Annotated in this window: 12 protein-coding genes and 2 tRNA genes; 6 read left to right on the top strand and 8 right to left on the bottom strand. The window is 64.6% G+C overall.

The genetic code is table 11. The annotated features are described in order from the left end of the window. From EOD07_RS05855 to EOD07_RS05840, 4 genes are all read right to left on the bottom strand, one after another. Positions 1-698: FAD-dependent oxidoreductase (locus EOD07_RS05855; protein WP_127234327.1), on the bottom strand; the 698-nt coding region annotated here is incomplete at its 3' end. After that, complete coding sequence (locus tag EOD07_RS05850; RefSeq protein ID WP_127234326.1) at positions 695-961, bottom strand: sarcosine oxidase subunit delta; 267 nt, start codon at positions 959-961, stop codon at positions 695-697. The genes EOD07_RS05850 and EOD07_RS05855, both read right to left, overlap by 4 nt. Before the next feature lie 2 nt (positions 962-963). Continuing rightward, entirely contained in the window at positions 964-2,205 is a 1,242-nt protein-coding gene (locus EOD07_RS05845) for an FAD-dependent oxidoreductase (RefSeq protein WP_127234325.1), read from the bottom strand. A 7-nt stretch (positions 2,206-2,212) separates the two neighbouring features. Continuing rightward, positions 2,213-3,610 (bottom strand): MmgE/PrpD family protein, encoded by a 1,398-nt coding sequence (locus tag EOD07_RS05840; RefSeq protein WP_245469880.1) that lies wholly within the window; start codon positions 3,608-3,610, stop codon positions 2,213-2,215. Between the two features lie 169 nt (positions 3,611-3,779). Here EOD07_RS05840 and EOD07_RS05835 point away from each other — a divergent pair, with 169 nt between their 5' ends. The 3 genes from EOD07_RS05835 to EOD07_RS05825 all read left to right on the top strand — a co-directional run bounded on the left by EOD07_RS05835 (position 3,780) and on the right by EOD07_RS05825 (position 9,071). Further along, positions 3,780-4,673, top strand: coding sequence for a LysR substrate-binding domain-containing protein (locus EOD07_RS05835; RefSeq protein WP_127234324.1), 894 nt, complete (start codon positions 3,780-3,782; stop codon positions 4,671-4,673). 177 nt (positions 4,674-4,850) lie between these two features. Continuing rightward, a complete protein-coding gene (locus EOD07_RS05830) occupies positions 4,851-6,506 on the top strand; it encodes an ABC transporter substrate-binding protein (RefSeq protein WP_041007401.1) in 1,656 nt (551 codons plus the stop codon). Positions 6,507-6,653: 147 nt separating this feature from the next. Continuing rightward, the gene (locus EOD07_RS05825; protein WP_127234323.1) at positions 6,654-9,071 is read left to right on the top strand and encodes an FAD-dependent oxidoreductase; all 2,418 of its coding nucleotides are present in this window, start codon (positions 6,654-6,656) and stop codon (positions 9,069-9,071) included. Between the two features lie 41 nt (positions 9,072-9,112). On the opposite strand, the gene EOD07_RS05820 is transcribed toward EOD07_RS05825, so the two are convergent. From EOD07_RS05820 to EOD07_RS05805, 4 genes are all read right to left on the bottom strand, one after another. After that, complete coding sequence (locus tag EOD07_RS05820; protein ID WP_127234322.1) at positions 9,113-10,030, bottom strand: allantoinase PuuE; 918 nt, start codon at positions 10,028-10,030, stop codon at positions 9,113-9,115. A 22-nt stretch (positions 10,031-10,052) separates the two neighbouring features. Further along, positions 10,053-11,129, bottom strand: a complete 1,077-nt coding sequence (locus tag EOD07_RS05815; protein ID WP_245469878.1) for a histidinol-phosphate transaminase — start codon at positions 11,127-11,129, stop codon at positions 10,053-10,055. 490 nt (positions 11,130-11,619) lie between these two features. Then, positions 11,620-11,808, bottom strand: a complete 189-nt coding sequence (locus EOD07_RS05810) for a hypothetical protein (RefSeq protein ID WP_116390031.1) — start codon at positions 11,806-11,808, stop codon at positions 11,620-11,622. Between the two features lie 377 nt (positions 11,809-12,185). Next, positions 12,186-12,260 (bottom strand) — tRNA-Asn (locus EOD07_RS05805). 210 nt (positions 12,261-12,470) lie between these two features. Between EOD07_RS05805 and EOD07_RS05800 the strand changes: the two genes are divergently transcribed. The 3 genes from EOD07_RS05800 to EOD07_RS05790 all read left to right on the top strand — a co-directional run. Next, positions 12,471-12,731, top strand: coding sequence for a hypothetical protein (locus EOD07_RS05800; RefSeq protein ID WP_127234321.1), 261 nt, complete (start codon positions 12,471-12,473; stop codon positions 12,729-12,731). A 164-nt stretch (positions 12,732-12,895) separates the two neighbouring features. Continuing rightward, positions 12,896-12,969, top strand: a tRNA-Cys gene (locus EOD07_RS05795). Positions 12,970-13,061: 92 nt separating this feature from the next. Then, on the top strand, positions 13,062-13,549 hold a 488-nt coding region (locus tag EOD07_RS05790), incomplete at its 3' end, for a protein-L-isoaspartate O-methyltransferase (RefSeq protein ID WP_164772081.1).

The raw sequence follows: 13,549 nt of genomic DNA, 5'->3' as shown, positions 1-13,549 counted from the left end.
GTGCCGGTCAGCACCTTGAGATTGGGCAGCGCGTCCAGCCGCGATGACAGGCCGGAAAGCACCGCCGGACCGTAGCGGCCGTAGCTCAGCGAACCGCCGATCTCGGGATTTTCGTCGCACAGCACCACATCGGCGCCGGCCTCGGCGGCGTCGATCGCGGCGCTCAATCCCGCCGGTCCGGCGCCGACGACCAGCACGTCGCAATGCAGATGCGTCTTGTCGAACTGCCGGTGCGGAGCCTTGGTGTCGACCACGCCCAGGCCCGCCTTGCGGCGAATCATCGGCTCCCAGAATTTCAGCCAGCTGTCGCGGCGCGGACCCATGAAGGTGCGGTAGTAGAAGCCGACCGGCAGGAAGCGGCCGAACCTGTCCATGACGGCATCGCGGTCTCGCTCGAGCGAGCCGTTGACGTTCTGGGCGCTGACCCGCAGCCCTTCGCCGATCGGCGTGCGCTCGGCGGCGGCGTTCGGTTCGGACGGCAATTGCACCAGCGCGTTGGCGTCGGCCCCGGTCATCGACAGGATGCCGCGCGGACGGTGATATTTGAACGAGCGCGACAGCACCCATTGGCCGGAGGCTGCGAGCGCGCTGGCGATGCTGTCGCCCTCGTAGCCTTCAAAAGGCTTGCCCTCGAAGGTGAAACGGACAGGGCGGCTCCGATCGATCCGGCTTCCGAAGGGGGCGGGCAGCCGGTTCATGCGCGCTCCGGCAGTTCGGACGCGTCGAAGGTGCGGATGATCTCGTTGCTGACCAAATCGCGCTCGGCCAGGAAGAAATAGTTGCTCGGCACGTGCCGCCACCATTCGATGACGATGCCTTTGCGGTTCTCGGCGCGGAACAGATGGCGCGACCAGTCCCTATCGGCGGTTGTGTTCGGATCCGGCCTGGCGCGCACCGGCCCGAAGGACTGGAACTCGTCGATGTTGCGCGGGCCGTTCATGGGGCAGGTGAGAAGTTTCATGGCTAGTGGCTCGCGGCGGTCGCGCCCATTTCATTGAGCAGCCGGAAGGTTTCGAACCGCTCCAATGCAAAGGGTTTCAGAATATCAGGCACGCGGCCTTCGGCGATCGCCTGCGCCATGCGCTTTCCCGCGACCGGCGTCGCCTTGAAACCCCAGGTACCCCAGCCGCAGTCGAGCCAGAGATTGGCGAGCGGGCTTGCGCCCATGATCGGGCTGTAGTCCGGCGTCATGTCGGTGATGCCGGCCCATTGCCTCAGCAGCCGCACGCCTTGCAGGAAGGGGAAGAGGTGGACGGCGCCTTCGGCAAGATGCTCCTTCATGTCGAGCGTCGAGCGCGTCGAATAAAGCTGATAGGGATCGGAGCCGCCGCCGATGACAACCTCGCCGCGCGAGGACTGGACGAGATAGGTGTGCAGCGACACCGACGAGACCAGCGTGTCGAGCCAGGGTTTCAAGGGCTGGGTCACCATCGCCTGCAGCGGATAACAGCGGATGGGAAGCTCGACGCCGGCCATCAGCGCCACGTCGTAGTTCATGCCGCCGGTGGCGATCAGCACCTGGCCGCAGGCGACGCGGCCCCGGTTCGTCTTGACCGCTTGGACGCGGTCGCCGACCACGTCGAAGCCCTGCACCTCGGTGCGCTGGTGGATCTCGACGCCGCGCCGCGACGCCTGGGCGGCGTAGCCCCAGGCGACGGCATCGTGGCGCGCCGTGCCGCCGTCGGCATGCCAGAGCCCGCCGAGGATTTCGAGCGGGCCGCCATAATCCATATTCAGAAGCGGACAGAGCTCCTCGACGCCCTTCTGGTCGACGACCTCGGTGCGCGTGCCCATGTGCTTGCCCATTTCGGCGCGCATGTGGAAGCTGCGCATCGTCGCCTCGCTATGCGCCAGCGTGAGCTGGCCGCGCTGCGAGAACATGACGTTGAAGTCTAGCTCTTGCGACAGGCGCTCGAACAGCTCGACGCCTTCCTTGTAGAAGGCGATGCCTTCCGGCGTGATGTAATTGGAGCGGATGGTGGTGGTGTTGCGCGCCGTGTTGCCGCCGGCGAGGTAGCCTTTCTCCAGCACCGCGACGCTCTTTATGCCGTGATACTTGGCAAGATGATGCGCGCAGGACAGCCCATGCCCGCCGCCGCCGATGATGACGACGTCGTAGGCCGGCTTCAGCTCGGGCGTTGCGGGGATGTCGCCGCTGACCGGATAGTCCCGACTGAGACCGTATTTCAGAAGCCTGAGGGGCATTGCGCGCTCAGCTCAAAGCCTTGGGAGGATCGTAGAGCAGCGCCGAGAGATCGGAGAAGCGGCTGTCGCGATCGTCGAGCGAGAGCACGGCGTCGCGGATCGCAGCAGCGCGGCCGGATCCGAGCACGGGCGCGGCGAACTCTATGTATTTGGCCTCGACGTCCTGCCTGGTCATCGGCGCTTCCGGGCCGCCGCGCGCATGCACGTCCCCCGACATCAGCACGCGTCCGTCGGTCGTCGTGACGACCACGTCGGCCCAGCGGCCGGCCGGGAAGCGCGCGCTGTGGCGCTCGGTTTCGCTGACCGTGATGCGGGTGAGCATGTCCGCAACTGCGGCGTCGGCGAGCCCGGCGCCGGAAATATGCTCAAGCCCGATGCGCCGGTGAAGGATGAAGGTCGCGACAGCGAAGCGCAGGCTGTACTGCGCCTTGGACGTCGTGTCCGGCATGCCGTCGAACAGCGTGGCGGCATAGTGGAAGCTGTTGACCTGGACATGGGCGATGTCGGACGGGGCAAGGTTGTGCGCCAGGCAAAGTCCGCGCACGGCATCGATCGCCGCATGCGCCCAGCGGCAGATCGGGTAGGGCTTCACATATTGATGCAGCGACTGCCAGAAGACGCCGAGATCCTGCCAATGCGTCGCGACGTCCGGCGCCTCGACTGTGATCGCCGGCGCGCCGGTGAAGCCGCGTTCGGCGAGCACCGCGGCGGAAAGGCCGATGAGGGCGCCGGGGCCGGAGCCGTCATGCAGCATGGTCGGGGTGGCGATCTCGCGCATCATCTGGCTGCGCGGTCCATGATACTCGGCAATGCCGAGCGCCTCGCGCAATTGCGTTTCGTCGAGCCGCCGCAGGCGTGCCGCGATCGCCGCCACTCCCAAGGCGTTCCAGGCGCCCGAGGTATGGTAGTCGCTCACCGTGGCATGCAAGGCGATGCCAGCCCGGCCGGCGACTTCGTAGCCGATCACCAGGGACGCCAGCGCTTCCGGTCCGGTGAGGTCGGGCCTCGCTTCCGCGAGCGCGGCAAGCGCCGGCACCACCGCGACGCCGATATGGCCCTTGGTCGGGCTGTAGCCGTCGTGGCCGTCGAGGTTGTCGGTCTGCGTGGCGACGGCGTAGGCCGCGCCGGCGATGCTGGCGCGCCGCCCGTCGAACAGCATGCGGGCCGAGTATTGCGGGTCGCTGGAGGCGTAGAGCAGGACGGCGGCGTCGCGGGCGATCCGGCCCGCTTCCATCGGCCCGGCCGCGATGGCGATGCCGAGCGTGTCGAGCAGGAGGTAGCGCGCCTGTTCCAGCACCGGCTGGGGGAAGACGGAGGCGGGGCGCCGCAGCACGAAATCGGCCAGCCGCGTGAACGTATCGGAACTGACGACAGGCCCCTCACGCCGGTATGACGGCACAGCCACGCGCTTATCTCCCCTGTCTCTCCACAACATCAATAAATTGGGTTCATCGCGCAGGCACGTGATTAGTTTGGCGGCTTTGGCCAAAAATATTGATGCCATGTCGCTTGTCTGCGATTGAATGGCCGTCCGCCCATGCGATAGCTATGCGACTACGCAGCAGGAGACCGGAATGAAGCCGCCGCCCCCCTTGAACTATATCCGCTCGTTCGAGAGCTCTGCCCGTCATTTGAGCTTCACCACGGCGGCCAAGGAACTGGGCTACACACAAGCCGCGGTCAGCACGCATGTGCGCGCGCTCGAGCATTATATCGGCCGGCAGCTGTTCATCCGTTACCCACGCAGCCTGAAGCTGACCGAGATGGGGGAGGCATTCCTGCCGACCTTGCGCCAGGCGCTCGACCAGATCGACCAGGCGACCGAGGCGATCGTCGCATCCTCGCGCAACCGCACGGTGGTCGTATCCTGCCCGATGAGCCTTGCGGAGAACTGGCTGGCGGGTTGCATGGCAGCCTTCCGCAAGAAGCATCCCGAGATCGAGATCGTGCTGCACGGCACGATCTGGGAGGACTTGAGCGAGCAGATTGCCGACATCACCATCTCGACGCGGCGTTTCGACGACAGGCCGCCGTCGGCGACCCCGCTCTGGAACGACGAACTCGTGCTGCTCTGCGCTCCCGGCATGCTCGAGGGCGAGCATGCGCTCAAGACGCCTCAGGACATGCTCAAGGTGGACTGGATCTTCGTGCATGGCCGCCAGGAATACTGGCAGGTGGTGACCGAGGCGCTTGGCGTCGACCTGGAAGACCACGACAAGGGGCTGTCGACGAACGCCTCCAACATCGCGCTCGAACTCGCCGCTATGGGCGCCGGCCTCGTCGCCACGCAGCGCTCGCTCGCGCATGCCTATATGCGCCGCGGCCTGCTCGTCGAGCCGTTTCCGGTGCGGCCGCCAAGTCCCTGGAATTACTATCTCACCGAAAGCCAGCTTTCGAAGGGAAACATTGCCCGCACGGTCAGGGAATGGATCTTGTCCAGGGCCAGGGAAGACGCCGCGCGGCCATAGTGTCCGTTTCAGCCTCAAAAATTTGACAGGACAATGGCATTGTTTTTTTAGGCCTTTAAGGCCGGTTTTCTGCGGTTTGTGAAGGGTCGAGCCCTTCCGGGATTTTTGCATCGCCCCTAACATGCTGAGCCGCAAGGGGAATGTAACGGGCGGAAAGCCCTGAACCGGAGAACAACGATGACAATGTTCAAGAGCAACGGTGACCGCGTCCCGGCGGTCATCGAAAGCTACGCAGCCGAAGTCAAAGGCGGCCGGATGGATCGCCGCGAATTCCTGGCCATGGCGAGCGTGATGGGCGCTTCCACGGCGCTGGCCTACTCGATGGCAGGGATGGAGCCGGCCAAGGCCGCCGCACCCGTGCCCGGCAAGAAGGGCGGCATCCTGAAGATGCAGATGATCATCAAGGACATGAAGGATCCGCGCGCCTGGGATTGGTCGGAAATCGCCAATGTCATGCGCCAGTGCAACGATTACATGATCCGCTACACCACCGACTTCACCTTCGAGGGCCATCTGGTCGAGAGCTGGGAGGTGAGCGACGACGCCACCGAATACACGCTGCATCTGCGCAAGGGCGTGAAATGGTCGAACGGCGACGACTTCAACGCCGACGACATCGTCTACAACATCGAGCGCTGGTGCGATAAGGCGGCCGAAGGCAATTCTATGGCCGGGCGCATGGGCTCGCTGATCGATGCCGCCACGAAAAAGGCGACCAAGGGCGCCATCACCAAGGTCGACGACCATACGGTGAAGCTCAAATGCAACCAGTCCGACGTCACCATCATTCCGGGCTTCTCCGACTATCCGGCGGTCATCGTCCATCGCGACTTCGACAAGAACGGCGCCAATATGCTGAAGACGCCGGGCACCGGCCCGTATGAGCTGATCTCCTACAAGGTCGGCGAGTCGGCCTCGGTCCGGCGGCGCAAGGACTTCACCTGGTTCGGCGGCGAGCCCTATCTCGACGGCGTCGACTGGGTCGATTACGGATCGGATGCATCCAACCCGGCCATCGGTAGCGCCTTCGAGGCCGGCGAGATCGACTGCAACTACCAGACCGTCGGCGGCACGGTCGATCTCTATGACAGCATGGGCCTGGTCAAGGAGCAGGTGGTCACCGCCGGCACGATCGTGCTGCGCACCAACGTGACCAACAAGCCCTATGACGACAAACGTGTGCGCAACGCCATCCAGCTCGCTGTCGACAACGAGACGGTGCTGAAGCTCGGCTATAGCGGCTTGGGCCAGGTCGCCGAGAACCATCACGTCTGCCCGATCCATCCGGAATATTACGAGCTGCCGAAAGTCCCGCGCGACCTGGCCAAGGCAAAGGCGCTGATGGCCGAGGCCGGCCAGACGGATCACGAGTTTGAGCTCATCTCCTACGATGCAGACTATGTGAAGGACCCGGCCGACGTCGTCGCCGCGCAGATGCGCGACGCCGGATTCAAGGTCAAGCGCACCATCATCCCGGGCTCGTCCTTCTGGAATGACTGGACGAAATATCCGTGGTCGACCACCGACTGGGGCATGCGGCCGCTGGGCGTCCAGGTGCTGGCGATCGCCTATCGCAGCGGCGAGGCGTGGAACGAGTCCGGCTATGCCAATCCGGACTTCGACAAGAAGCTCAACGAGGCGATGGCCATCGCCGACCCCGCCAAGCGCAAGGAGCTGATGAAGGACGTGGAGTTCATCCTGCAGGACTCCGGCATTCTGGTCCAGGCGTTCTGGCGCTCGCTCTACCGTCACCACGCCACCTATGTGAAGAATCTCGGCATGCACCAGACCTTCGAGCTGCAGCTGGACAAGGTCTGGCTGGACAAGGCCTAGACCGGACGGATCGACGCAATATTCAGGGGCGCATCTTGCGCCCCTGAATTCACCGGCGACTGGGATCGATCAGTCAGCTAAATGAAATCCCAAAGCGCTGCGAGAAAGCGCGGACAAAGTCGCCGAACAAAGGGAAGAAACCTCACCATGCGTACTCATGCACAAGCCGTTGTCATCGGCGGTGGTCTGATCGGCTGCTCGATCCTCTATCATCTCGCCAAGTTCGGCTGGACGGATGTCGTCCTCCTGGAGCGCAGCGAGCTGACCTCCGGCTCGACATGGCACGCGGCCGCCAACATCCACGGCCTGCATGATTCCACCAATATCAGCCGGCTGCAGCATTATACGATGGCGCTCTACAAGGAGCTGGAGGCCGAGACCGGCCAGGGTTGCGGCATCTTCCAGCCGGGCTCGCTCTATCTCGCCCAGACGGAGGCGCGCGAGCATCAGCTGAGACTCCAGGAAGCCAAGGCGCGGCGCTACAAGATGAATTTCTACGAGGTCGGCCGCGACGAGGCGGAGCGGCTGCATCCGCTGGTCGATTTCGACGGCATACGCTGTATCATGTATGAGCCGGAGGGCGGCAATGTCGATCCGTCGGGCGTGACGGCGGCCTATGCAGCGGGCGCGCGCCAGCGCGGCGCCGAGATCCATCGCTTCACGCCGGTCACCGCAACCGAGGCTCAAGCCGACGGCAGCTGGATCGTGCGCACGCCGAAGGGCGACATCCGCACGCAATGGGTGGTCAACGCGGCCGGGCTGTGGGGCAGGGAGGTCGCGGCGATGGCCGGGCTGCAACTGCCGCTGATCCCGACCGAGCATCAGTATTTCGTCACCGAGACCATTCCCGAAATCGCCGCGATGGGCCGGCGCCTGCCGTCGGTCGCCGATCGCGACGGCGAATATTACCTGCGTCAGGAAGGCCTCGGCCTCCTCATCGGCGCCTACGAGCGCAACATGAAATTCTGGGCCGAGGACGGCACGCCGATGGATTTCGGCCACGAGCTGTTCCCCGACGACCTCGACCGCATCGAAGAGAACATGATGCGCGCCATCCAGCGCGTTCCGGCGGTCGCGGCCGCGGGCGTCAAGAAGGTGATCAACGGGCCGATGATCTGGTCGCCCGACAGCGCCGTGCTGTTCGGGCCGGCGCCTGAGCTCAGCAATTATTTCTGCTGCAACGGCATCATCCCCGGCTTCTCGCAGTCGGGCGGCATGGGCAAGCTCGCCGCCGAATGGATGATCGAGGGCGAGCCGACGCTCGACATGTTCGGCTGGGACATGGCGCGCTTCGGCCATTGGGCCGGCAAGGCCTTCACCAAGGCCCGCGTGCAGGATCAGTACAGCCACCGTTTCAAGATCCATTTCCCGAACGAGGAGCGCGCCGCCGGCCGCCCGGTGCGGACCCGGCCGGTCTATGAGATGCAGAAGGAGATGGGCGCCGTGTTCGGCCTCAATTTCGGCTGGGAGCACCCGCTGTGGTTCGCCGCGGCAGGCGAGCCGCGCGAGGAGACGGTCGGCTTCACGCGCCAGAACTGGTGGGGGCCGGTCGGCCGCGAAGCGCGCATGCTGCGCGAAAACGCCGGCATCATCGACATCTCCAATTTCGCCAAATACGAGGTGAAGGGGCCGGACGCGGAAGCCTGGCTGAACGCTCTCTTCGCCAACCGCATGCCGACCAAGGTCGGCAACTCCTGCCTCACGCCGCTGATCGGCAAGCGCGGCGGCATCGCCGGCGACTTCACCGTGACCAGGCTGGCGGATGACGAGTTCATGGTGATCGGCTCGGGCATGGCCGAGCGTTTTCATCAGCGCTTCTTCAAATCCGTGCCGCTGCCGGCAGGCACGACCTTCCGCTCGCGCACCGAGGATCTCGGCGGCTTCAACGTCGCCGGGCCGAAATCGCGCGAGCTGCTGCAGCGGCTGACCAATGACGATCTGTCGAACGAGGCCTTCCCGTTCATGCGCTCGCGCCAGATCACCGTCGCCGGCGTCGATGTGGTGGCGCTGAGGGTCTCCTTCACCGGCGATCTTGGCTGGGAGCTGCATTGCCATGCAGCCGACCAGGTCGAGCTCTACCGCGCGCTGCTTAAAGCGGGCGCGGAGGTTGGCGCCGGACCGGTCGGCTCGCGGGCGCTGATGTCGCTGCGCGTCGAGAAGGGTTACGGCAGCTGGAGCCGCGAATACTCGCCCGAATACTGGCCGCAGGAGGTGAAGCTCGACAGGTTGATCAAGACGGACAAGCAATTCCTCAACCGTGAGGCCTATCTCGCCGTCGCCGAGAAGCCCGCGCGGGACGAGCTCATCATGCTTTCCGTCGCGGCCAAGGATGCCGATGCGACCGGCGGCGAGCCGATCTTCCTGCCCGACGGCACGCCGATCGGCCAGGTGTCTTCGGGCGCCTATGGCTATTTCGTCGAGCAGTCGCTGGCGATGGGCTACGTCAAGGCCGGAACCGCCAAGGCCGGCGACAAGGTGACCGTCGCCATTCTAGGCAGGCCGCACGATGCCGTGCTGCTCGCGTATCCGCCCTTCGATCCGGAAGGCAAGCGGCTGCGGTCGTAAGGGCCTGTCTTCGGGGGGAACTGACGGCGCCGGCCGCCGGCTTAGCCGCCGAACCGGTCCAGCCAGTGGCGGGCGAGGTCGGAACGCCGGCAGACCCAGATGTCGGGATGGGACATGACCTTGTCGAGGAAGCGTTCCAGCCCGATCATGCGACCGGGACGCGCCGCCAGCCGGCAATGCAGCGACACCGTCATCATGCGCGGGGTCTTCTGGCCTTCCTTCAGCAGCCAGTCGACGCCGTCGCTGACATAGTCGAAGAACTGGCTGCCCGTCTCCAGGCCTGAACCGCGCGAAAAACGGCTGTCGTTGTTGTCGAAAGAGTGCGGCATGACGAGGTGCCGCTTGGCGCCGACATCGACGAAATAGGGCAGGTCGTCATTGTAGTCGTCGCAGTCGAACAGGAAGCCGCCATGCTCGGCGACCAGCCGCCTCGTGTTGAGGCTTGGCCGGCCGGTGTACCAGCCCGCCGGATCGATGCCCGTGACCTTGCGGACCGTATCCACCGTCATGGCGATATGCTGGCGCTCTTCCTCTTCGGTGAGCGGCGCGTAGTCGATCCAGCGCCAGCCATGGCAGACGATATCGCTGCCGAGCGCGGCGATCGCCTTGCCGGCGGCCGGATTGAGCTCCAGCGCGCGTCCGACAATGTAGAAGGTCGGGGTGACGCTCTTGTCCCGGAACAGCGAGATCAGCCGCCAGACGCCGACGCGCGAGCCGTATTCGTAAAGCGATTCCATGTTGCGGTTGCGCAAGCCAGGCACGGCCGGCGACACGGCAAGGTCGGACAGGATCGTTTCGGAGACGCCGTCGCCTTCGCCGATCGAGTATTCGGCACCTTCCTCGTAATTGACGACGATGTTGAGCGCCAGCTTCGCGCCACCCGGCCACTCGGCCTGCGGAGGCCGCTCGCCATAGCCGATGAAATCGCGGGCGGGCAGGTACGGCGCGTCTGACGTCATGAAATCCCCTCGGATGGAGCCCTTACCAGCATTGCCGGCCGCGCAGGGCGGTCAGGATACGCAACGTGCGATCCATGACATCCTGCGGCCCGACGGTGATGCGCAGGCAATCGGTGAGGCCGTAACCGGCGAGGCCGCGCACGATAATGTCGGCGCCGCGCATAGCATTGTCGGCCGCTGTCGCTGCCGCGGCGTCGGCAAAGCGCACCAGCACGAAATTCGTCCGGCTCTCGGGAACCTCGTATCCGGCCGCCCGCAAACCTTGCGCGAAGCGGTCGCGAATGTCCGACGTGTTCGCCACCGTCGCGCGCATATGGGCCTGGTCCTCGAGGGCCGCGACGGCCACGGCGAGGCTGACCGTCGAGACCTGGTTGGAATTCTGCATCTTGCGCACTTCGGCGGCGATCTGGGGCGCGAACAAGCCCCAGCCGACGCGCGCGCCGGCCAGGCCGTAGGCCTTGGACAGACTGCGCAGGACGACGGTGTCGCCGCGCCCGGCCAGCGCGAAGACGGCTTGCGGATCCTGGTCGTCGAATTCGCCATAGGCCTGGTCGATCATCAGGAGAACGTCGCCTGGAAGCGCCGCGCGCAGACGCAGCAGCTCCGCGTTATGGATGCGCCTGCCGGTCGGGTTGCCCGGATTGCAGACGAAGACGATGCGGGTCGCCGGCGTGAGCGCCGCCAGGATGGCGTCGATCGAGACCTCAAAGCCGCGCTCCTGCGCCTTGACATAGGTCGCCCCGACACGCGCGGCCGCCGAGGCGGCAAAATTATAGGCATAGTCCGTGCCGAGCACGTCCGCGCCGGGACCGGCGAAGGCCGCCACGGTGCAGGCGATCAGCTCCATCGAGCCCGCGCCGCACAGGATAAGCTCCCGCTCGACCCCATAGGCCCTGGCGATCGCGTCGCGCAGCAAGGTCCAGTCCGGGTCCGGATAGAGATGGCTGCGCGCCACGGCGTCGCGGCCGGCCTCCATCGCCTTGGGGCTTGGCGGGAAGGCGCTCTCGTTCTGCGCCAGCGTCGGCCGGTCGTAACCGCCGAAATTCGCCAGCGCGAAAGCGGACATGGCCTCGATATGGGCGGTGGCTTTCAGAGGCACGGCATAAAGGTCCGGCTATCGGCTTGTCGGCGAGTTGTTTCGAGGGGAAGCTAAGGCAGGGCGGCCAGGCCGCAAAGCAAAATTCGCCGGTGCAATGGGTAAGGGAATCTGGCCCATGCGGGGGGGGGTGGCGGTTGTCTGGGCTCTTTTTCTTCGATTAGCCGAGCCAACCAGCTTTATTCGCTATCAGCGCGATCGAGACTGTCATCGCAAGCACGATCAACGTCCAAATCACCATGTTTGCGGACAGGCGCCAGCGGCGACCTTGTCTCATCCGTTTTCGCCAACTATCGGCCTGATTGGCGCCCTCGTATTTCCCCAAGCCATCCCCCGGTCGCGGCCTAGCGCAGCAGGAGCTAATGTAGCCGGCTGCAAGGGGGCGGAACAGTGGGAAGAAATGAGGCCGCCTCAACGGGGCGCCATGCGGGGCACCGGCCGCCGGTTCCGATTTCCCCACCCATGTGCTGCGCAGTGTCTTCGCCGGAGATGGCTACATGTCGTATCGGGGGACCATCTTCGGCGACCGTAGCTCCTGGGCCATCTTTGCCGCCTGGAAGATCGTCATGAGAACATAGGTCGTTTCACCTTCGGTCGAGTTTATGGCCAAGACCACGCGGCCAATCTCGTCGCTCATGGCGCACGACCAATCTTTGACTGCAATCGCCCGTTTTCCCGCCATGTGCCCCTGCCTTTTCCCAGCAAGACGTTATTTGGCGTGATGAAAACCGGCAATTTGGACTGAGTGCCCGACTCCGTTGGGCCTAACGTCGTTACCCTTGTTCTGTCTTCCGTGGTGACAGTAGAGCAGTGCAAGAGCTGGACGCCACACATGCGGGCGGCAGCGAGGTAGGCCGTGAGCCGGAGAGGAAAAGAGTGCACTGTCACCGTAATCTTAAAAGAGGCCGGCCAAAATCGAACCGACCACTAGTGTGACGACTGGGAACCAAACATCGGCAGAAAGCCCGGCGAACATAGCGCTGTTGCCCCCAATGCTGTCCTGAACGGGCTCTGAAAGCTGCTTGGCAGGAACGAACCGAACTAAGCTATTGGAAAACTTGGCTCCCCGGGCCGGATTCGAACCAGCGACCAACCGGTTAACAGCCGGTTGCTCTACCACTGAGCTACCGGGGAACGGAGGCTCTGACGTGAGTGGCGCAGCCTATAGCAAACACCTTTCCGCTTTGCAAAGCAGCAATTCGCAATTTTTCTCCAGTTTTTAATGCGGCTATATGTGGCATCGTTTCGGCGCGCACACATATGAAGGGCTTCACATCGGCGCGAAACAAAGCGGCCGGCTATCGCATTGACATGGCATGGACCGCGGATGGGATTTGATTTTGGATGACGGCAGCTGACGACGACAGCACCCCGGCGCGCAAGATTTCGGTTTTCGGCCGCGAGTTCACCATGCCGCGCTCGCGCGGCTGGCGAATCGCGATCGGCATACTGCTTACCCTTGGCGGACTCTTGGGCTTTCTGCCGATTCTCGGTTTCTGGATGGTTCCGCTCGGGCTCCTGGTTCTGTCCTATGAATTCGCCATGATCCGGCGCCACCGGCGGCGTTTCATCGTGTGGTGGGAGCGCCGGCGCCGGCCCGACTGAGAGGCTGTTGCGGCTGCGCCGCGGCGATGCCGCACCCCCGACAACCGATTGGTAATCACCACTTTGGCCGCTCCATGCGAAAGCGTCGGGAATGACGCGCGGGCGCTTGACGACCTTTGAGCGCCAACATAATGAGTTCGCTCGGAACGCCGGGAGCATTGCGAGGCCTCGTGGCGGAGTGGTTACGCAGAGGACTGCAAATCCTTGCACCCCGGTTCGATTCCGGGCGAGGCCTCCAGATGCTTGCGGACTCCAGCGCAATCGCGCCGGAGCGGGGTTCCAGTCGAAGTTTTAGCCGCGTGTCTGGCGCGGGGAGCGGATTGTTGGGACATGAGCGCTGATTTCTCCGAACGCCGCGTGAAGATGGTCGACGGCCAGATCCGCACCACCGATGTCACCAGCGCGCCGCTCATCGAAGCGATGCTGACCGTTCCGCGCGAGGCCTTTGTCGGCGCCGGACAGCAGGATCTGGCCTATATCGACGAGGACATCCGCATTTCCAACGGCGCCAATGGCGGCGGCGCGCGCTATCTGATGGAGCCGTCGCCGCTCGCCAAGCTTTTGCAGCTGGCCGAGATCGACGCGAGCGATTCGGTGCTCGATGTCGGTTGCGGCACCGGCTACTCCGCCGCATTGCTGTCCAGGCTGGCGCGGTCCGTGGTGGCGCTGGAGAGCGATCCCGCGCTGGCGGAGGCCGCCAAATCCACGCTTTCCAGCCTTGGCTGCCAGAACGTCACAGTCGTCACCGGGCCGCTGCCGCAAGGGCAGGCCGCCAAGGGCCCTTACAACGTCATCTTCATCGGCGGCAGCGTCGAGGA

Source organism: Mesorhizobium sp. M2C.T.Ca.TU.002.02.1.1 (assembly GCF_003997225.1).
This window is presented reverse-complemented; position numbering and strand designations above follow the sequence as displayed.